General features: G+C 45.6%; 16 protein-coding genes, 1 tRNA gene and 1 riboswitch. Of the genes, 16 read left to right on the top strand and 1 reads right to left on the bottom strand.

Annotated elements, in window-relative coordinates; genetic code table 11:
- Positions 1–44 precede the first annotated feature (44 nt).
- Positions 45–120: riboswitch (SAM riboswitch) on the bottom strand.
- A 213-nt stretch (positions 121–333) separates the two neighbouring features.
- The 15 genes from tkt (at position 334) to E0D71_RS04515 (ending at position 18803) form a co-directional block, all read left to right on the top strand.
- Positions 334–2334, top strand: coding sequence for a transketolase (gene tkt, locus E0D71_RS04585; RefSeq protein WP_133002147.1), 2001 nt, complete (start codon positions 334–336; stop codon positions 2332–2334).
- A gap of 98 nt (positions 2335–2432) precedes the next feature.
- Complete coding sequence (locus tag E0D71_RS04580) at positions 2433–3452, top strand: glyceraldehyde 3-phosphate dehydrogenase NAD-binding domain-containing protein (RefSeq protein WP_133002146.1); 1020 nt, start codon at positions 2433–2435, stop codon at positions 3450–3452.
- Positions 3453–3502: 50 nt separating this feature from the next.
- Complete coding sequence (locus tag E0D71_RS04575; protein ID WP_133002145.1) at positions 3503–4666, top strand: phosphoglycerate kinase; 1164 nt, start codon at positions 3503–3505, stop codon at positions 4664–4666.
- A gap of 262 nt (positions 4667–4928) precedes the next feature.
- Positions 4929–5996 (top strand): class II fructose-bisphosphate aldolase, encoded by a 1068-nt coding sequence (fba, locus tag E0D71_RS04570; protein ID WP_133002144.1) that lies wholly within the window; start codon positions 4929–4931, stop codon positions 5994–5996.
- Positions 5997–6110: 114 nt separating this feature from the next.
- Positions 6111–6195, top strand: a tRNA-Leu gene (locus E0D71_RS04565).
- 173 nt (positions 6196–6368) lie between these two features.
- Positions 6369–7460: a substrate-binding domain-containing protein gene (locus E0D71_RS04560; RefSeq protein ID WP_133002143.1), complete on the top strand. Its 1092-nt coding sequence runs from the start codon at positions 6369–6371 to the stop codon at positions 7458–7460.
- Entirely contained in the window at positions 7457–10045 is a 2589-nt protein-coding gene (locus tag E0D71_RS04555) for a hypothetical protein (RefSeq protein WP_133002142.1), read from the top strand. Before E0D71_RS04560 ends, E0D71_RS04555 begins: the two co-directional genes overlap by 4 nt.
- Complete coding sequence (gene mtnN / locus E0D71_RS04550; RefSeq protein ID WP_133002141.1) at positions 10038–10736, top strand: 5'-methylthioadenosine/S-adenosylhomocysteine nucleosidase; 699 nt, start codon at positions 10038–10040, stop codon at positions 10734–10736. The genes E0D71_RS04555 and mtnN overlap by 8 nt, the downstream gene beginning before the upstream one ends.
- Positions 10737–10738: 2 nt before the next feature.
- Complete coding sequence (locus E0D71_RS04545; protein ID WP_133002140.1) at positions 10739–11731, top strand: hypothetical protein; 993 nt, start codon at positions 10739–10741, stop codon at positions 11729–11731.
- A 105-nt stretch (positions 11732–11836) separates the two neighbouring features.
- On the top strand, positions 11837–12943 hold the full coding sequence (gene trmA / locus E0D71_RS04540) for a tRNA (uridine(54)-C5)-methyltransferase TrmA (protein WP_133002139.1): 1107 nt from the start codon (positions 11837–11839) through the stop codon (positions 12941–12943).
- A gap of 220 nt (positions 12944–13163) precedes the next feature.
- Entirely contained in the window at positions 13164–14393 is a 1230-nt protein-coding gene (gene serA, locus E0D71_RS04535; RefSeq protein ID WP_133002138.1) for a phosphoglycerate dehydrogenase, read from the top strand.
- A 448-nt stretch (positions 14394–14841) separates the two neighbouring features.
- A complete protein-coding gene (locus tag E0D71_RS04530; RefSeq protein WP_133002137.1) occupies positions 14842–15954 on the top strand; it encodes an extracellular solute-binding protein in 1113 nt (370 codons plus the stop codon).
- A gap of 92 nt (positions 15955–16046) precedes the next feature.
- Positions 16047–17129: an ABC transporter ATP-binding protein gene (locus E0D71_RS04525; RefSeq protein WP_133002136.1), complete on the top strand. Its 1083-nt coding sequence runs from the start codon at positions 16047–16049 to the stop codon at positions 17127–17129.
- Positions 17122–18009 carry an ABC transporter permease gene (locus tag E0D71_RS04520; protein ID WP_133002135.1) on the top strand — a complete coding sequence of 296 codons (888 nt, stop codon included), beginning with the start codon at positions 17122–17124 and terminating at the stop codon, positions 18007–18009. Before E0D71_RS04525 ends, E0D71_RS04520 begins: the two co-directional genes overlap by 8 nt.
- Complete coding sequence (locus E0D71_RS04515) at positions 18006–18803, top strand: ABC transporter permease (protein ID WP_133002134.1); 798 nt, start codon at positions 18006–18008, stop codon at positions 18801–18803. Before E0D71_RS04520 ends, E0D71_RS04515 begins: the two co-directional genes overlap by 4 nt.
- A 92-nt stretch (positions 18804–18895) precedes the next feature.
- Here E0D71_RS04515 and E0D71_RS04510 read toward each other — a convergent pair whose 3' ends face one another.
- Positions 18896–19744, bottom strand: a complete 849-nt coding sequence (locus tag E0D71_RS04510; protein WP_133002133.1) for a LysR family transcriptional regulator — start codon at positions 19742–19744, stop codon at positions 18896–18898.
- 106 nt (positions 19745–19850) lie between these two features.
- Here E0D71_RS04510 and E0D71_RS04505 point away from each other — a divergent pair, with 106 nt between their 5' ends.
- Positions 19851–20714 (top strand): DUF1989 domain-containing protein, encoded by an 864-nt coding sequence (locus E0D71_RS04505; protein WP_133002132.1) that lies wholly within the window; start codon positions 19851–19853, stop codon positions 20712–20714.
- The last annotated feature ends 163 nt before the right edge of the window (positions 20715–20877 follow it).

The raw sequence follows: 20877 nt of genomic DNA, 5'->3' as shown, positions 1-20877 counted from the left end.
GCCAAACAGGCATAAAAAAACCCGCTTAGCATTGAACGCAACTAAACAGGTAATACTGATTCTGTTTAGCTGCTTTTATATAGCGTCCGCAAGCCGAAACAAATCGACGCTGTAAGTGCGATAAATGATCTACTACCTAGGCTAAAATTTCAAGTTAACCTCGCCATATTAATGAGTAAATGACGTTCTTTTTTGCTAGGATGGTTCAGAAGTCATGCTGTTTCGTTTTTCTTGCTTTATTTTGGTGCGTGAGCTACCGGTGGATTGCAAGATTAATTCACAGCATAAAACCTATTTTTTATTGTTCGTTGAGCTATCAGGAGTGGAATAACAATGCCGTCTCGTAAAGAACTTGCTAACGCCATACGTGCTCTGAGTATGGATGCTGTACAAAAAGCTAACTCAGGCCACCCAGGTGCCCCAATGGGTATGGCAGACATCGCGGAAGTGCTATGGAACGATTTTCTAAAGCATAACCCAACCAATTCGAAATGGGCTGATCGTGACCGCTTTGTCTTGTCCAATGGTCACGGCTCTATGCTGATTTATTCTTTGTTGCACCTTTCTGGCTACAACTTATCCATCGAAGACATCAAACAGTTCCGCCAGTTGCATTCTAAAACACCGGGTCACCCTGAATACGGTTACACAGACGGTGTTGAAACGACCACAGGCCCACTTGGCGCTGGTATCAGTAATGCTGTCGGTATGGCCATTGCTGAGAAAACCTTAGCGGCTCAGTTTAACCGTGAAGGTCACACTATTGTTGACCACAATACTTATTGCTTCCTAGGCGACGGCTGCTTGATGGAAGGTATTTCCCATGAAGCCTGTTCACTGGCGGGTACCTTAGGCCTTGGTAAATTGGTCGCGTTCTGGGATGACAACGGCATTTCCATTGATGGCCATGTAGAAGGTTGGTTTACTGACGATACGCCTAAGCGTTTTGAGTCTTACGGCTGGCATGTTATTGCTGGTGTTGATGGACACGATCCAGAAGCAATCAAAGCGGCAATCGAAGCGGCGAAAGCAGAAACGTCTAGACCCACATTGATTTGCTGTAAAACAATTATCGGCTTTGGTTCACCAAATAAATCCGGTAGCCACGACTGTCACGGTGCGCCATTAGGCGATGCAGAAATCGCTGCGGCTCGTGAGTTTCTTGGTTGGAAACACGCGCCATTTGAAGTACCTGCAGATGTGTACGCAGGCTGGGATGCCAAAGAAAAAGGCGCGGCAGCACAAACTCAATGGGAAGCGTCTTTTGAAGCGTATAAAGCGGCTTACCCAGAATTGGCGGCAGAATTTGATCGTCGTGTATTGAAAGGCGATTTGCCTGCGGATTTCGAAGAAAAAGCACAAGCCTTTATTCAAGAATGCCAAGACAAAGGCGAAAGCATCGCGAGTCGTAAAGCGTCTCAAAATGCCATTGGTACCTTTGGTGCTATTTTGCCTGAGCTACTAGGTGGTTCTGCCGATCTAGCGGGTTCTAACTTAACACTTTGGTCTGGTTCAAAAGGCATTCAAGACGATGCCTCTGGTAACTACATCTACTACGGTGTTCGTGAATTTGGTATGAGCGGCATCATGAATGGCGCGTCTTTACACGGTGGTTTTATTAACTACGGTGCGACTTTCATGATGTTCATGGAATACGCGCGCAACGCGGTACGTATGTCTGCTTTGATGGGCATTCAGAATGTCTTCGTTTACACCCATGACTCTATTGGTCAAGGTGAAGATGGTCCTACGCACCAGCCAGTTGAACAACTTGCTAACTTACGTATGACACCAAATATGTCTGTTTGGCGTCCATGTGATGCTGCAGAAACAGCGGTTTCTTGGAAAGCCGCGATTGAGCGTCGTGATGGACCAACATCATTGATTTTCTCTCGCCAAGGTTTGCCTGCTCAAGCGCGTACGGCTGAACAGCTAGCCAATGTCGCGAAGGGCGGTTACGTTCTACAAGATTGTGCTGGCACACCAGATTTGATCTTGATTGCGACGGGTTCTGAAGTTGCTCTAGCGATGTCTTCTGCAGAAGCATTGACGGCAAAAGGTACGAAAGTACGTGTTGTGTCCATGCCTTCTACGACCGTTTTCGACGCTCAAGATGCAGACTACAAAGCGTCCGTATTACCAAGCAATGTGACTAAGCGTGTTGCGATCGAAGCGGCGCATGTGGACTTCTGGTATAAATATGTAGGCTTTGACGGTGCAACTGTTGGCATGACAACCTTCGGCGAATCTGCTCCTGGTGGCGATTTGTTGAAACACTTCGGCTTCACAGTCGATAACGTCGTAGCCACGGCAGAAAAACTGTTGTCCGCTTAATATACATCGAGCAAAAGAGGTGTGCTGATCAGTGCGCCTCTTTTTTCTTCTTTTTGTGAAGGGCTGTGAAAAGCCTTTTGTTGTGATGAAGTAGGGCTATGTTACGAGTCGCTATCAATGGTTATGGTCGAATAGGGCGCTCCGTACTACGCGCTTTATACGAAAACGGCTACCGCGATCACCTTCAGGTGGTGGCGATCAATGAGTTGTCTGATATCGAGACAATGAGTTACCTTACGCGCTATGACACGACCCATGGCCGCTTTCCTAAACCGGTTAATACTAAGCAAAATTCGCTCATCATTGGCGACGACGAAATTCGTTGTTTTCATTGTGAAACGCCGGATTTATTGGATTGGAAAGCGCTAAATGTGGACATGGTGCTGGAATGTTCAGGGAGCTTTTCTGAGCGTGAAGGCGCGCAAAGCTATCTAGATGCGGGGGTTCCTCGCTTGTTACTTTCCCAGCCTGCTGCAGCCGATGTGGATGCAACGATCGTCTTTGGTTTTAACCAGGATCAAATTACCGCCGAACAGTCGATTGTCTCTGCGGCGTCTTGTACTACCAATTGTCTGATTCCCGTATTAGACACGATCAAAGCGTTTGCAGGGATTGAGCATGGTGTCGCACAAACAATTCATTCGGCGATGAACGACCAACCCGTTATTGATGGCTATAACCCTAAAGACTTACGTTTAACGCGCTCTGCACTGAGTTCTATCATTCCGGTTAATACTGGTTTGTCTCGGGGGATTACTCGATTAATGCCCGAATTAGACGGGAAAATAGGCTGCAACGCGGTGCGTGTACCTACGTTAAATGTTTCTGCAATTGATTTGGTTTTGCGTACAGAAAATGCAGTGACCAAGGAAGAAATCAATCAGCGATTACAGCAGGCCGCAACCTTGAAGTATGCTGGTTTGCTTGGTTTTACCAATGAGCCTCACGCGTCTGTGGATTTCAATCATGACCCACGCTCAGTGATTGTTGATGGCACCCAAACCCATGTCATTGATGGGCGTATGGTAAAGCTATTATGCTGGTTTGATAATGAATGGGGCTATGCCAACCGTATGTTGGATGTGGCCAAGCATTGGGCTGATGTCATCATCAGGTAATGTTTCTAGAGTTCGATATTTATAGCTGTTAAATGACGAGGAAATCGTGCATGACCGTAATTAAAATGAAAGACGTTGATTTAGCCGACAAGCGTGTGCTTATTCGCGAAGATCTAAATGTGCCGGTAAAAAACGGCAAGGTAACAAGTGATGCACGCATTCGTGCCGCGTTGCCGACGTTAAAATTGGCGTTAGCCGCTGGCGCAAAAGTCATGGTGATGTCTCACTTAGGTCGCCCAACGGAAGGCGAATATGAAGAAGAATATTCATTGTTGCCTGTCGCTCAGCACTTGTCTTCTTTATTGGGGCAAGAAGTGCCTCTTGTAAAAGATTGGCTAGAGGGTGTAGACGTTGCAGCAGGGCAATTGGTATTGCTAGAAAATGTACGTTTTAACGCCGGTGAGAAAAAAGACGACGAGGGGCTGGCTAAGAAAATGGCGGCCTTGTGTGATGTCTTTGTAATGGATGCCTTTGGTACCGCTCACCGTGCACAAGCCTCGACCCATGGCGTTGCCAAATTTGCTCCGATTGCCTGCGCAGGCCCATTACTTGCGACAGAGTTGGATGCTTTGGAAAAAGCCTTGGCGAATCCTGCGCGCCCAATGGCGGCGATTGTGGGTGGCTCTAAAGTGTCTACCAAATTAACCGTGCTTGAATCTTTGTCCGATAAAGTGGATCAGCTGATTGTCGGTGGTGGTATCGCGAACACTTTTCTTGCCGCAGCGGGTTTCCCAATCGGCAAATCTTTGTATGAAGAAGATCTCATTCCACAGGCTAAAGCCTTGATGGCAAAAACCAGCATTCCTCTGCCTGAAGATGTTGTTGTGGCAACGGCGTTTGCGCCGGATGCAGAAGCCATCATTAAAGACGCCAAAGATGTTGGCCCTGATGACATGATTTTAGACATTGGACCAAAAGCCGCTGCGGCGTTTGCTGCCTTGTTGGAAAATTCAAAAACCATCATCTGGAACGGTCCTGTTGGCGTATTTGAATTTGACCAGTTTGGTAGTGGTACCAAGGCGTTAGCCATGGCGATCGCGAAGAGTGATGGTTTCTCTATTGCTGGTGGTGGCGACACATTGGCTGCCGTTGATAAGTACGATATTACCGACCATGTTTCGTATATTTCGACAGGTGGCGGTGCTTTCCTTGAATTTGTTGAAGGAAAAGTGCTTCCAGCGGTTGCGATGTTAGAGCGTCGCGCGCAAAATTAGTATCAAAGAACGACGAAAATCGTTCGTTATAATAAAGGCGTAAAGCCAATCACGTTGACCGGATCGTTTTGATGATGAGTCGACGGATAATAAAACTAGAGAGTGACTAACTCGGCACGTGTGTCGAGGATGACAATGACGATAAGGCGTAAGCCACATAACGCTAGTGATAGTGTCTATGAAAAAATAAATAACCAGAGAGTTCGCCATAACTCCGTCTTCTATGATGTTCATAGAGGATTATTGTCAGAGGAAAACTTTTATGCCTTTAATTAGTATGCGTCAATTGTTGGATCATGCCGCTGAGCACAGCTATGGTCTTCCTGCTTTTAATGTGAATAACATGGAGCAGGTTAAAGCCATTATGGAAGCAGCGAATGAGGTGAATTCTCCTGTTATCATGCAAGCCTCTGCAGGGGCTCGTAAATACGCAGGTTCTCACTTCCTTCGTCACCTTATCTCTGCGGCCATTGAAGACTTTCCGCATATTCCTGTTGTTATGCATCAGGATCATGGTACATCTCCTGCCATTTGCCAGCGCTCTATTCAGCTTGGATTCTCATCCGTGATGATGGATGGCTCTCTAATGGCCGATGGAAAGACGCCAGCCAGTTATGACTACAATGTTGATGTGACTCGCCGTACGGTTGAGTTTGCTCATGCTTGTGGTGTGTCTGTCGAGGGTGAGTTGGGTGTGCTAGGTTCGCTAGAAACAGGTGAAGCTGGAGAAGAAGATGGTGTGGGTGCTTCTGGTATCTTGACCATGGATCAAATGCTAACAGACCCACAAGAAGCGGTAGATTTTGTGAACGCAACGGGCATTGATGCGCTAGCGGTTGCCATCGGTACTAGCCACGGCGCGTACAAGTTTACTCGTCCACCTACTGGCGATATCTTAGATATTGAACGCATCGCGAAGATTGTTGAATTGCTGCCTAATACACACATTGTGTTGCACGGTTCTTCTTCTGTGCCGCAAGATTGGTTAGAGATTATCAACGAATTTGGTGGTGAAATCCCGGAAACCTATGGTGTGCCTGTGGAAGAAATCGTTAAAGCGATCCGTTACGGTGTGCGTAAAGTAAACATAGATACCGACTTGCGTTTAGCTGCGACCGGTGCGATTCGTCGTAGCCTTGCAGAGCATAAAGGCAACTTTGACCCTCGTAAGTATCTAACCGAAAGCATCAAAGCCATGAAGGCGGTTTGTATTGACCGTTACGAAGCCTTTGGCTGTGCTGGACAAGCGTCTCGTATCCAAACGATGGATCTTGAAGAAATGGCAGTGCGCTATGAGCGTGGTGAGTACCTAAACGGTCGCAATTTTTAATCGCGATTAATGCCTGAAGGCGAGCCTATAGAAATTGTTTTGTACTTTTTATCAGATAATTGAAAAAAAGTGTTGACCAGAAAAATGATTTGCCTATAATGCTCGCCATTCCTTGCGGGAGTGGTGGAATTGGTAGACACGCTGGATTTAGGTTCCAGTGCTTCACGGCGTGAGAGTTCGAGTCTCTCCTTCCGCACCATATTTAAAAAAAGCTGACTTTATGTCGGCTTTTTTTATGTCTAAAATTTGTCATTTCGGCAATTCATTCGTATTTTCTTAGGCTATCGCTTGTGTTGCTTTGTGATACCGCTTATCTTTTTTGTTGCTTACTTTTAATACGGCTTCTTAATTGAAGCGCTATCGGATCAAATAATGCGACGACTCCCTTTCACGCTGTTTGTAATCGCTATTATCAGCGGGTGTATGCCTCTTCAAGCGGCTAATGTGCAGTCGTTCACTATGGACAGCAGCCATTTCTATTCTTTATACCCAGAGCAGAAAGCACTCAGTGATCAGTTTTCTGCCACAGTGAATTCTCCGCCAACCCCAGTAGATAAACCTCAACGTCGGCCTGTGCAGGTCACTATGTTGTTGTTCGGTCGAGCCCAGACACTCAAGAACCATTCGTTAGTTAATGCGTTCCAACGTCGTATGAGTGAGCTGAAAATAGATTATCGACTGGAAACCTTTTACGGCCAGCGTAATCATTATGATGCGGCTGAATACGCTAAGTTAAAACGCTCTCGACCGGATTATTTAATCATCACAGAGTTGGACATAGTGCAAAGCCGTTATGTTGAGCAGGTGCTGCGAGAGGGGCATCCTAAGGTGATTTTCTATGATATGGCGACACCGTTATCGAATTGGCAGAATCATCCGCCTTTCATGTATATCGGCTTTGATAAGGTTAAAATCGTCAATATGCTGGTGAGTTACCTTCATCGTCAGCTTCCTCGACACGCTAGAATAGCGGCATTTTTGGCCGACTCTACGGCATTAGGCGATCAGCGCTGCGATGCTTTTCTGGATGCTATGGCAGCGATTAATCGTCCTATTCAAAGAATTCAGACGATGGAAAGTTCGGTTCAGCGCGCTAAAAAAGCCGCCCGTCGTTTATTAGCAGCAAACTCAGTCGATTTTATTTTTAGTTGCACACAAAATATTTCAGATGGTGTGGCATCCGCGATTAAAGCTTTCCCTTCAGCAGGCGTGAAAACAAATAGCTGGGGGTTCTCCAGCAATGAGTTGTCAAACCTAACCAGTCAGCGAACGCTGGTGAGTACATTGTTTCGATGGGACGATTTGGCCATTGCCATAGCAGAAGGTATTAAAGGCGATTTAGAAGGAGAAGCGGTCCCTAAGCTCTACATTGCGCAGGCGTCACTTATTTCGTCAGATTTGGATGCTGAAAGTCTCAAGTTGCTCATACGCCGAGCCTATCGCTATTCTGGAGCCGCCTTATGAAAGCGGCCATTAGTCTGCAGCGCCGGGCGTTTTACCGCATCTTATTGCTGTTTTCCTTGGTTTTTATTGTCGTTGGCTTTGTTTCTATTTTGGCCATCGATGGTGCCACTCGCCATGCAGCGAAAAGCAATTTATTAGTGCGCAGTCATGTTGTTGAGCAGGTGCTAAATAGCTATTTAACCCGTGCAGAATATGAGATGGGCTACATTAGCCAAGATTTAATTCTAGGGGATTACCGGCCTGGTACAGAATTGGATATGTTGTTTTCTCATCATGAGGTGCTGTTCTTTGGTGGCTTGGATTTCTTTTATATTGACTGGGCAAAGCGCAAAGGCGCCACGGACCCAAGAGCGCGAGTTTATACGCAAGACAACATCCCCGAGCTGCTGACTAAAGGCATCATTAATCGCTGGGTAAAAGTGTCGACGGCGGACGGTGCTATTCTTTTAATGTATAAAAAGAAGTTGGTGTCTAAGGGGCGTATTTTAGAAGGTTATTTATATGGCTTTGTTTCATTAAACAATAACTTAACGCTATCAAGTGAGCTATTAGATGGCGCCAAGGCAGACTTAATCAGCTTGTATGATAGAGAGACAGGCGCCTTGCTCTTAAAAGAAAGCAAAGCGGGCTTTGATCCGTCAGATAACGTGGTCGCCGTGATGAGTGATATTGAGACACCTGTGTACAGCAGCCAATATCGCTTGAGCCTGTCGAAACGAATCCCCATCTCAGAGTCCATTTTGTCGGTGTGGATGCAGGTGCTGATTTTTGTGTTTTTGGTCTTGCTTGGCTTGTATGCCTTATTGATGTTTTTGATTAAGCGTCTTGTGTTCATGCCGCTGAGTATGATTGCTCAATACCCTGAAAGTGATCAGGTTGTGTACAGTGAGTTACAACCGATTCAAGCCAAAAGTCTCCAATACCGTGGTTTTTTAACGGCGAAAGAAAATCGATTCCAATTGTTGTTAGAGTCCACCCATAGCGCGATTATTTTCTGTGATGAAATGGCCGAAGTCGAAGAAATCAATCAGGATGCTATTCGCCTTTTTCCGCATTATAAGAACTCTCGGACTGTGTTTGATTTCATGCCGATCTCTTGCCATAAGGCGATTCAAGAAGTGCTCAAAGGTGGGGTGGGGGTTTCCTTCGAGCTTACTCTTTCCAATTTGAACAAAATTTACCACTGGCGTGCCCATTCATTTATTAATGAAAATGGCTTTAGAAGCATTGTTTTAGTAGGGCGTGATACCACTGAAGAACGGCGTTTGTCGTGGCAGCTAGAGCAATTAAAACCGTCGACACTCGATTTGAATCAAAAATTGGAAGTCGAGGTGCTATTGAGCGAAATGACGTATCTATCGCAGTTACCCTCATACTCACCAGAGGGATATTTGCAAGGCTGGATCAGCTTGGTGTTAGAAATCCTCGAAAGCTTTCAAACAATAGATAACAGCGTTGAGCAGTCGTCCATCGGCAAGCTGCTGAGCCAAGAAAGTACCCATGTGATGCATCAGTTGGGTCTGGACGTTGCGATCATGCGCATTGACTGCCCAGTGGAGTCTGGTGCCGCCATTGTGGCGCTGGACCCATATCTTAAGAGCTTGTTGCATCTGGTCTTCATGATGGCAGTGACCAATGCGATGCAGGAAAAAAGCATCACGGTGCGTTTTGAAAACGGTATGTTAGAAATCGTTGTTAGCAACGATATGGTATCGCGGCCGTTTTTTCAGTGGGTGTTAATGATTGTGCTCAAACCCTTGGGTGGTCAATCTCATAAGTTGCGAAACAACGCTTTGCGGATCCATGTTCCATTCGAATGGCATGGTAAAGAAAATGCTGTGTTATCGAGCGGTTTAGTGGTCGCTTGGGTGGTCAACGACTACTCTGATTCAGATAGGGTCCAAGAAGGGTTAAAGCGCTTAGGTGTGACTGTGAAGGTGTTTTTATCGGGCGATGACTTTTTTATGCAATCGGCGTCGATCAAACAATTTGATGCAGTCATTGTTGGGTGCGATCAAGAAATGGAAGTTCAGCAAACGATAACAGCCGATTTAGAGACACAATATAACCGTACGCAATTACCTGTGGTTTGGTTAAATACACGGCCTGTTGAGTTAGGGGATTATGATGTGTTTTCAGTGACGGGGTGCGTGTTTGATTATAGCCTCCACCAAGCACTGATTCAGTCGACACAGCGCAAGGCGATAGTTCCTGCCTTGATGGCGAGCCAAGGGGTATCTTGGATAATCGTAGGCGGTAGTCGCGTCACAAAAGCGATTTTATACGCCGAGTTAGAGCAACGATCGATTGCCTCTCAATGGTTATCAGACTTGTCAGGTTATGATTCGGTTTTACCGTATCACTCCGATGCGGTCATTGTTCTATTAGAGCCTCAAGCCAGCTCAGTCTTACTGAGAGTACAAAGTCATTACCCTAAAGTGCGTTGTTTAGCGGTACAAGACTGGCCAGAAAGACCGGAACATGTCGCACTGTTTGAAATAAGTACCCCGTATACAGGGGAGCAAATAAGCGCACTGGAAGAATTCATTCAGTGCCAATTATTATTAGGAGATATGAATGAGTAAGGTGATTGGTTTAATTGGTGCTATGGATGAAGAAGTAGCCGTTATTAAATCTTGGATGAGCGATGTGCGCAAAGAAAGCATCGCCGGCTGTGATTTTTTCATCGGCCAGTTTGAGGGAAAAGACGTGGTGTTGTTGCAATCAGGCATTGGCAAGGTAAATGCCGCTTTGTCGACCACGTTATTGCTATCAAAATTCTCTCCAGAATACGTCATTAATATTGGCTCTGCCGGCGGTTTTGCAGAGGAGCTAAATGTTGGGGATGTGGTGATTTCTGATCACGTTGTTCACCATGATGTTGATGTGACTGCATTTGGCTACCCTATGGGTCAGGTGCCAAGTATGCCAGCTACCTATGAAGCGGATGCGGCACTGATTAAACAAGCGCAAACAGCCGTTCAAGATGTTAATCGTGTGAAAGCGAAGGTCGGCTTAATCGGCACCGGCGATAGTTTTATGAACGATCCAGTAAGAGTCGAAACGGTCAGAGCCTTGTTTCCTGAGATGGTAGCGGCTGAAATGGAAGCGGCCGCGGTGGCTCAAGTATGCTTTAAATTTGGTACGCCTTTCGTTGTCGTTCGATCTTTATCGGACATTGCAGGTAAAGAGTCGCCACAAAGCTTTGAGGAATACTTGAAAGTTGCGGCGGAAAACTCATCTCTAATGATTCAGCAAATGCTGAAAAACGGCTAAGAATGATATTTTGCAAGGATGCTTTATTGTTCGCCGGTTGCCTCATTTTGTCTGCGCCACTCATGGCGTCAGACCCAGAGAGCGATAAGCCCCTCGAAGAAGAGAGCCATCAAGTGTCGCAAGAAGACGGCGGTTCTTGGTGGCAGTCGGCTCACCAATCCGTTTCAGAAACGGTCGACAGTTGGTCACGTAATATTGACATGTTTTTGTCAGGTAATAAGCAAGCCCTGTCCAATAAAAGTTATATGCGCTTACGTTTTGGTCCTATCTTGAGTGAAGAGGGGGCAGACGGCTTTTTTGATTTTAACGCGCGTTTAAAACTGCCTAACACAAAGGATAGATTGCGCCTTGTGATTGAATCAGATGGCGATCATCTAACGAGCGACAACGAAATTACAGAAACATCCAGAGACAGTAGCGTGGCGAACTCGGTCGCAAACTCCAATGTGTCGGCAGCGGTTCGATACATCAAGAAAAGCTGGGGTGCAGATTTTGATGGTGGCGTATTATTGGCCTTCCCTTTGAATCCTTTTTTACGCACGCGCTTCTCGCAAGGAGAGCAATATGAGCGATGGCGCTGGTATCAGCAAGAAGAGGCTTTTGCGTATTATACGGAAGGAACCGGGCTACGTTATAAGCTTGGTTATGCTCATCAGCTAGGAGAGGATTTTCAATATGGCGGTCGTTTTGGAACGACTTGGTTTGCGCAAGATGATGAAATTTATTATCGAGAAGATATTTTTCTAAATCAGACCATCAACGAAAGAAACAAATTGTTGTATCAACTCAGCTTTCTACAAGCAGAGGGCGATGATACAAACGGCAACAGCTTTTTGTACTTTGTGGATTACAGCCGACTTTTGCATAAAAACTGGCTGATTGGTCATGTTAAACCACAAATGACGTACGAAGCAGACGAGAATTATCGTGCCGATTTCTCTCTGACCCTTTCTTTAGAAATCCTTTTTGGGAACCCGTATTTAGTCCCGAAGTGAATTCGAGCGACCAGATAACAAACAGTGATTAGATTTGTCGGGTTGGAACTCGTATAATGCCGCGCTCAATGTGGTGAGTTTCCATCGTTTTTAAGAGAATGTGTCATGAGACCGGATCAAATCCAACCTGAACTATACGAACAACAGCTTGAAGAAAAACACGCAGAGCTGACTCGCCTAATGGCCGACCTGCCATTGCCTGATCTGGAAGTGTTTCCTAGTGATCCTACTCACTACCGAATGAGAGCAGAATTCCGTATTTGGCATGAAGGCGATGATCTGTATTACGCTATGTTTGATTCTGCGGAGCCAAGAACGCCGATTCGAACCGATCAATTTCTTGCTGCCTCGACTCTTATTAATGAACTGATGCCAGCATTGATTGATGCCGTGCGCGATATCTCTGTGTTGCGTCATAAGCTGTTTCAGGTCGACTTTCTCACTACCACAACAGGCGAAGCCTTGATTAGCCTGCTTTACCATAAGCCGATCGATGATGAGTGGAATAAAGCCGCTCGCCTAATGAGTGAGGCCTTTCCTGCTTGTCACTTTATCGGTCGTAGTCGTAAGAAAAAACAAATTCTGACACGTGATTTTGTCATGGAGACATTGACCGTTCATGGCCAAAAATTTCATTACCAGCAAGTAGAAAATAGCTTTACTCAACCCAACGCTGGAATCAGTGAAAAAATGTTGGAGTGGGCGCTGGATGTAACAGAAGGCCTGTCTGGCGATTTGCTTGAGATGTACTGTGGTAATGGTAATTTTTCCATTCCGTTGGCACGTCGGTTTGATCGTGTTGTGGCCACAGAAATATCAAAAGTGTCAGTGAATTCCGCACAGTTGAACATTGCTATTAACGGTATGAGTAATGTTCAGGTGGTGAAAATGGCGAGTGAAGACGTCTCGGCCGCATTGAATGGCGAAAGTGAATTGCCAAAAACCTTATTACAGGCCGGAGTGGACGCTTTGTCGCCATCCGTTGTCTTAGTAGACCCGCCACGAGCAGGACTGGACGATGCCACCGTAGAGTTGGTTCGTAAAGTGGATCGTATTCTTTATATTTCTTGTAACCCTGAAACATTGAAAGCGAATTTGGAAGCGCTGGCGAGCACTCATAAAGTCGTTCGCTATGCCATGTTTGATCAGTTCCCTTATACGCATCATGTAGAAACAGGTGTTTTCTTAGAACGTTTAGACACCGCTGAATAATGGAAAGGGGGCTTATGAGCCCCTTTTTTATTGGTTAAATAGCATGAGCATTTTGTTTGTTCTTTGAGCAATGCGCAGAAAAAAAGAAAACAACCGTTTGCATGAGTTTTGCTCTTAACATAATGAAAGACATTCTAGTATCTTGAATACGACATTGAATGTTCTGTGTTAACATATTTACACAAATTCCCCCCACCATAATAGAGAAGTCGAACGAGCCATGAGCAACACCTCACTAGACAAAGACAAAATTAAAATCTTGTTATTAGAAGGCGTGCATCAATCTGCACTGGATGCATTACATGCCGCTGGTTATACAAATATCGAGTACCATAAAACAGCACTGGCTGAAGATGAGCTTATCAGTAAGATCTCTGAAGCGCATTTCATTGGTATTCGCTCCCGCACGCAGTTGACAGAAAAAGTCCTATCCCATGCCAATAAATTGGTGGCGATTGGTTGTTTCTGTATTGGTACGAACCAAGTGAATTTGGACGCGGCCAGTGAGAAAGGGATTGTCGTCTTTAACGCGCCTTACTCGAATACGCGTAGTGTGGCTGAACTGGTTCTTGGTCAGTTGATTTTGTTGTTGCGCGGTATTCCTGAAAAGAATGCAGCCTGTCATCGTGGTGGTTGGATCAAATCCGCTGTAGGTTCGTATGAAACACGCGGCAAACGCCTAGGCATTATTGGTTACGGTAGCATTGGTACTCAGCTTAGTGTGTTGGCTGAATCTTTGGGTATGGAAGTGTGTTTCTACGACATCATCACCAAACTGCCTCTAGGTAATGCGCGTCAGATTAAGAGCTTGAACGAATTGCTAGCAACGTGTGATGTAATCAGCTTGCATGTACCAGAAACCAACTCTACTAAAATGATGATTGGTGCGAATGAAGTGGCGAAAATGAAGAAAGGATCTATCTTCATCAACGCTTCTCGCGGCACAGTAGCCGATTTAGGCGCGGTTGCGGACGCGATCAAAGCGGGTAACTTAAGCGGTGCGGCAGTAGACGTATTTCCTGTTGAGCCTAAAGGCAACACAGAAGAATTTGTTTCTCCATTACGCGGTTTAGATAACGTTATTTTGACGCCTCATATTGGTGGTAGCACCATGGAAGCGCAAGAAAATATCGGTATTGAAGTGGCTGAGAAGCTGATTAAATACTCTGATGTGGGCACCACCATTGCAGCGGTTAACTTCCCTGAAGTGGCATTGCCTTCGCAAGCGGACAATCACCGTATTCTACATGTTCATGAGAACCGTCCTGGCGTGTTGTCTAAAATCAACGCTATTTTCTCTGACAACGATATCAACATCACAGGCCAGTACCTACGTACCACGGAAAAATTGGGTTACATGGTCATGGATGTGTCTGCCGATGCCGGTGAAATGGCGCTAGAGAAATTAAAAGAAGTAGACGGAACCGTCAAAGCGCGCGTTTTGTTCTAGTTTTTCTTTTTTAAATAAAAAAACCAGCGAATTAGCCTATCCTTATGGGTAGGTTATTACGCTGGTTTTTTTTTGCCTTTTGTTTGTGTGGCGAGTCTTCATTAGCGAACATATGTGATTGACTTAGAAAAAATTTTATTAACTTTAGAATGATTTAAGTTCGCATTCGAATTGATAGTTTTTGGTGAATCGTTTAAGTTTATTTTTAGGAACAATAAGAAAATGATTACTTTTTAGCAAAAACGACGGTTTTTTGACTATACGCGACCCATTTGACGGCATTGATCTCTAAGTCGTAACAAAATCGTCATTGTTTTGTATTATGGTTTTTTATTGACTACTCGTTTAATGAAAAATAAGAGTCGTATAGGCGTCTGTTTTGTTTAAAGGCGTTATGTAAACTTCTGAAAATAAGATCATAATGGCACTACTCACAAGGAGCTCTAGAATGACCCTTTCACGTCGTCAGTTTATAAAAGGTGCTTCCGCCGCAGGCGCGGTTGCAGCAACCCCTTTTTCTATTAACCAAGCGATTGCAGCGAATAAAGAATTGCGTATTTATGCGTGGGCAGGATACATAACAGACGCTATGTTGGCTGACTTTACAGCTAAGACTGGCATCAATGCGACCTTTACACCTTATGGTACAAACGATGAGTTAATGAACTCACTGCGCGCCACGGACGGTACCGGGTTTGATATCATCATGCCGACAGTCGATCGCGTGCCAGGCTATGTAGATTACGATTTGGTTCAGCCTTTGGATACCTCTCGTATTAAGTGGGATGGCTGTTTGGAGAGCGCTATTAGCGGTTCTGAAGTCGGTGGTGTTGTGAAAGGTAAGCGTTACTTTGCTCCTGCGGATTGGGGAACAGAAGCCATTGCTTACAACACAGAATACGCAAAAGTAGACCCTAAAAACCTAAGCTACGGTGACTTATGGGCGCCAGAGAATTCGGGTGGCGTAACAGTACGTGGCCATTCGGCGCTGGTGGGCATTGGTCTATGGTTAGAAAAAGCGGGCAAACTGCCTTACCCATTATTGGATTCGTATAAAAACGAAAAAGCCATGCGCGCCAATTTTGATGTGATCTTAAAAGTTGCCGCGGAACACAAATCTTCTATTGCACAGTTCTGGTCAACGGAAAATGAAGCGCAAGGCGCGTTCCGTACTAATGGTGCTGTGATTGGACAGACTTGGGATAGCACCGCATTCAAACTCAAATCGGAAGGGGAGCCTGTGGCCTTCGGTGCGCCTAAAGAAGGTGCATTGGCTTGGATGGAAGGGTTTGTTATTCCGAAGAATGCGAACAACGTGGATTCTGTTTACGAGTTTATTAACTGGTATTACACACCAGAAGCCGGCGCTATGTTTGTTGAGTCTACAGGCTATAACTCAACGTCTAAAGGCGCAGAAGCCTTGTTGCCTCAAGCGACAAAAGATTTCTTCGATTCATCCTATACTAAGCAAGATCTTGCTAACCTATGGTGGTGGCCAATTCAAGAACCTTGGTACGTTGCCCTGCGTAACGAATACCAAGATCGTTACCTGTCTGCGTAATACAGATATCGAAAAGCCCCTTGCAGTCTGACTCTGTGAGGGGCTTTTTCGTCTAGCGATCTTCACCTATAAAAATATCAATGAGAGGTAACATGGACAGCAGTGTTCATCTAGATAATGTCGTTATGGAGTTTGGTGATTTCACCGCTATTCAGAAAACCGATTTGAAAATTGAGTCGGGTGAATTTTTTAGTTTCTTAGGGCCATCAGGGTGTGGCAAAACCACCATTTTGAATATGATCAGTGGCTTTCTTGACCCGACGCATGGCGACGTGAAAATTGGCGGTCAAGGTATGCGGGGCGTGCCAGCGAATAAACGTCCGACCTCGATGATTTTTCAAAACCTCGCGCTGTTTCCATTAATGACAGTGGCTGAAAACATTGAATTTGGCCTAGAAGTACGTGGTGTTTCGAAAGGTGAGCGGAAAAAGGCCTCGGATCGACTGCTAGAATTGGTCGCACTAGAAGGCAGCGGCACCAAAAAAGTCTCTGAATTGTCGGGTGGGCAGAAACAACGAATTGCCATTGCTCGTGCCTTGGCGGTTGAGCCTCAAGTCTTGTTGCTGGATGAGCCATTGTCCGCCTTGGATCTTAAATTGCGTCAGCATATGCGCATTGAGTTGAAAGAAATCCAGCGTAAAACAGGCATCACTTTTATTTATATCACTCACGATCAAGGCGAAGCATTGACGATGTCGGATCGTGTTGCCGTAATGTCTGCAGGGAAAATACAGCAAGTCGCAGATCCGATTACCTTGTACCGAGACCCAAAAACGGCCTTCGTCGCCTCTTTTGTGGGTGAAAATAACGGTATTAAAGGGTGTGTTACTCAGCTTAATAATGGCATCGCTGATCTAGATTGCGGTGTATTGGGCCATTTGCAGGGGCGTGTTCAAAGCGGTGTCAATGTGGGTGACAACGCCACCTTATTTATTCGACCTGAACATTTCCGTTTGGCGGCAGAAAATAATATGTTAACTATTCCTAGCGCCATCGAAGAAGTGAACTTCGAAGGGTCTTATCTAACCTTGAATGCGAATACACAGGCGCAAACCAGCTTGTCGATACAGCTAGGCTCGCATCAGTACACAGACAGCTTAGTAAAGGGCGCACCTGTGTCTTTATCGTACCGTGCTGAAGATGCGGTGGTGATTGGAGGGGCGGATCATGTTTAGCCAACTGAAAGCGCGCTTTGGTAGCAGCTTAGCGGTTGGCATTCTCGGTATGATTGCAATTTGGTTGCTGGGGATGGTGATTTTGCCTCAGCTACTGATGGTGGATTATTCCTTTCGCCCGAACTTATTTCCTTCTGAAATAGGTGGCCCTAAAGATGTGTATTCTCTAGGGAATTACGAAACGCTGTTTAGTAATCTTATCCATTTAAAGATTTTTTTAAAAACCATCTGGTCGAGCGTACTGGTTACAGCGCTTACCTTGTTGGTGAGTTATCCGATTGCTTTTTATCTGGCGAAAGTGGCAACGCCGAGGCAAGCCGCTTTTTGTCTGTTGCTGTTAGTGATCCCATTCTGGATTAATGAAATCCTGCGGACGTTCGCTTGGTACATTATTCTGGCCTATAAGGGGCCATTAAATGCGATGTTGCTGGGCCTGGGTTTTATAGATAGACCGATACGTTTCTTGTCAGGAGATGGTGGTGTCTTAATCGGGATGGTGTATGCCTATATTTTGTTTATGATTTTTCCTATTTACAACGCGATTGAAAGCTTAGACAGCAATCAAGTTAAAGCGGCTCGTAATTTGGGAGCAGGCTGGATTCGCACCCATTGGCGAGTGATCATTCCTCATGCCAAGCCAGGGATAGCGACAGGTTGTATTATGACCTTTATGTTGGCGGCGGGTAGCTATGCCGTGCCTTCTCTTTTAGGGTCACCAGGCAGTCGTTGGTTTACTCAAATCATCTACAATTGGTTCTTTGAGGGTGGCGATTGGAACCAAGGCGCGGCTTATGCCTTCTTATTGCTTATCATCTGTATTGGTTTTATCGCTTTGGTTATGCGTATCTTTAAAGTGGGCTTGGGGGACATTGCAAAATGAAATCTGAAACAATCCTACGTTGGAGTGTACGCTTCTATATTGGCGTGTTCTTTTTGTACCTGTTTACGCCGCTGATCATCATGGGGTTGGCGACATTTAACGACAGCCGTTTCCCTACGGTCTCTCCTTGGAAAGGCTTCACTCTTAAGTGGTTTAGTGCGCTAGCAGAAGATGATGCCATGTGGCATGCCCTCTGGATCAGTGTCATCGTTGCGGTTGGGGTGCTGGTTGTCGCAGTGCCGATTGGTATTTGTTGTGCGTTGTTCTTGTCGACCTTTCAAGGGAGAGGGAAAACCTTCCTCTATTCCTTAATGATGTCCCCACTATTAACGCCTGGCGTTATCGTGGGTATTTCAACCTTGATCTTTTGGAAGGGCTTGTCCGTTAGTGGCGGGGTTATGCTGACCGTCATTGCGCAAACAACCTTTATCGCCGCGTATGTTATGTTGATGGTATTGGCGCGATTGCAGCGCTTTGATCGGACGTTGGAAAATGCGGCCTTGAGTCTAGGGGCTACACAGTGGCAAGCGTTTCGCCGGATTCTATTGCCGTATTTGAAGCCTGCGATCATTTCTGCTGCTGGTATTGCTTTCTTACAGTCGTTTGAAAACTACAACACGACATTGTTTGTAAAAGGCTATGACACCACCTTGACCGTCTATATCGCGTCTAAAGTCCGTACCGGTCTAACGCCAGCGGTCAATGCGTTGGGTCTCGTGATGATTTCGATAACGGTTATCTTGGCGATTGTTTATGAAGTTAAGCGACGTAGAGAGCAGTCCATTCATTCTTAGGATTATCATGGCGTCGTGTTAGAGGGGTTGCCTTGTAACCCAGTAATAGATCTGCCTAAGCCAGTATGGATTCCATACTGGCTTTTTTGCATTTAAAGGAGGTGCTGCAGCAAGGTTTGAATGTCTGCGTGGGCGTATTGATTGTGTTCAATGGCATAGTAGCGCCCGATGTTTCCTTTCTGTTCTGATAATGCAACTAGGATGCCGTTGTCCAAGTCTTCTTGAATTAGGGTTTGTGGACACAGGGCAATACCTTGTGCGGCAATGGTTGCCATCTTTAACAAATGAAAGTCTTCATACAGCAGTTGGGTGGGTTTGTTTAATGTGAGTCCTTGAGCGCTAAACCAAGCTTGCCAGCTGTCTTGTTGATGGTCGTGAAGTAAGTCTGCGGCAAGCATGTCTGTGCTGGAAATGGGCAAGGTAAAGCGAGCGAGATAAATAGGGCTGCAAACAGGGATGGTTTCTCCGGTCAGAATCTTAGTTCGTAAATAAGGGCTGCTATCGCCTTCTTCATGACTGCCGATGCGTAGGCTGTATTCGTCTAAATATTCTGGGGCGGAAGAATGGTAATTAATGACAAATTCATAATTGGGCTGGGTCTCTTTAAAGGTCAATAAGCGCGGCAGTAACCAAGGTTCAATCAGCGACGGCATACAATAAATGGTCAGTGGGTGATGTCGATCGTCGGTTGGAGTGGAAAGCAGTTGATCGATATGGTCAAAAGGAGCGGCGAGCTCATTAGACAAGCGTCGACCTTCCGGTGTGACTTTGAGCTGACGGCCTGACTTATAAAATAGCGCATAGCCGAGTTGAGCTTCTAAGCGCTTAATCTGATGGCTAACAGCCGACTCTGTTAAATGTAAATACGCGGCTGTGTGCTTTAAGCTCTTAAAGCGAACGGCGAGGTGAAAGGTGTGCAGTGCCGTATATGGATGACTCATCAACAACCTCTGTACTATTTGTCATGTATTTTAAAATAATGTCATTTTATTTGAGTTTCCGGTTTTATTAATCTAAGTCAAATAGTCAATAAGATGGGAGCACATTATGAGTCAAGTAGAAGCGGCGTACCGAGCTGGAGCTGGATCAAAACTGGCGGTGGATGCCGCGTTTTATAACTCCCTAAAAGAGGGAGGCGCGCAACGTACCTTAGTGGAAACGATTAAGATTCCGATGCGCTCTGGCAAAGCATGGGAAGTGCCGGCTGGTCATGTGTTCAGGGTACGTGTGTCTGACGGACCACAGGTTGGGGATTTCAATATGTGGAACAAGCATGACCCTCGAGAGCGGATGTGGGCTTCTCGTACTCGACAAATGCAAAGAGCGCACGTCAGCATTCATGATCGTCTTTGGTCTACCTTACCTTTTCTCCGCCCTATGGTGACCATCATAGATGATAGTTTGGCGGACTATGGGCAAGATGCAGAGGGCGGTAGAGTGCATGATTTATTGGGCACGCGTTGCGATCCTTATGTTAACCGTTTGCTCACGGGAGAAGATTTCGACTTTCATTGCCATTCGAACTTGGTGCGTGCGGTACTACCGTATGGCTTAACAGAATTTGATGTTCATGATGTGCTGAATATTTTCCAATGTACGGGCCTCAATGATGAAGATAAATACTTCATGAAAGCCTGTCCTGCTAAGAAGGGGGACTATTTGGAGTTTTTTGCAGAGATGGATCTATTGTGTGCGCTATCTTGCTGCCCTGGTGGGGATTTGTCTGTAGATCTATGGGGACCAGATGCCAAAGACCCACTATCAAGGTGTCATCCGTTGGAAGTTGAGATTTATCGGTTAGAAAGCGGGACGCTAGATGGGTGGAAGGCGCCAGAACGTTCTGGATACGCTGGTGGACATGGTCTTAGTTCGCCTAAGGTTGATTGGGAAGCGAAAAAGAAAGCCTTGTAACTCGTATTTCATGGTTGTTTTATAAACAAAAACACCCTTTTCTGTTGGTTAATTGATCGCTTTTGCGATTCTTTTAAATTAATTGGATTAAATGGCACTTTTTCTCAGAAAAGGGTTGCACTAAATCTGTAGATCCTTAATATACGCCCTCGCTGACACGGAC

The organism is Marinomonas sp. KMM3893 (assembly GCF_004352855.1).
Taxonomy (GTDB): Bacteria; Pseudomonadota; Gammaproteobacteria; order Pseudomonadales; family Marinomonadaceae; genus Marinomonas; species Marinomonas arenicola.
This window is presented reverse-complemented; position numbering and strand designations above follow the sequence as displayed.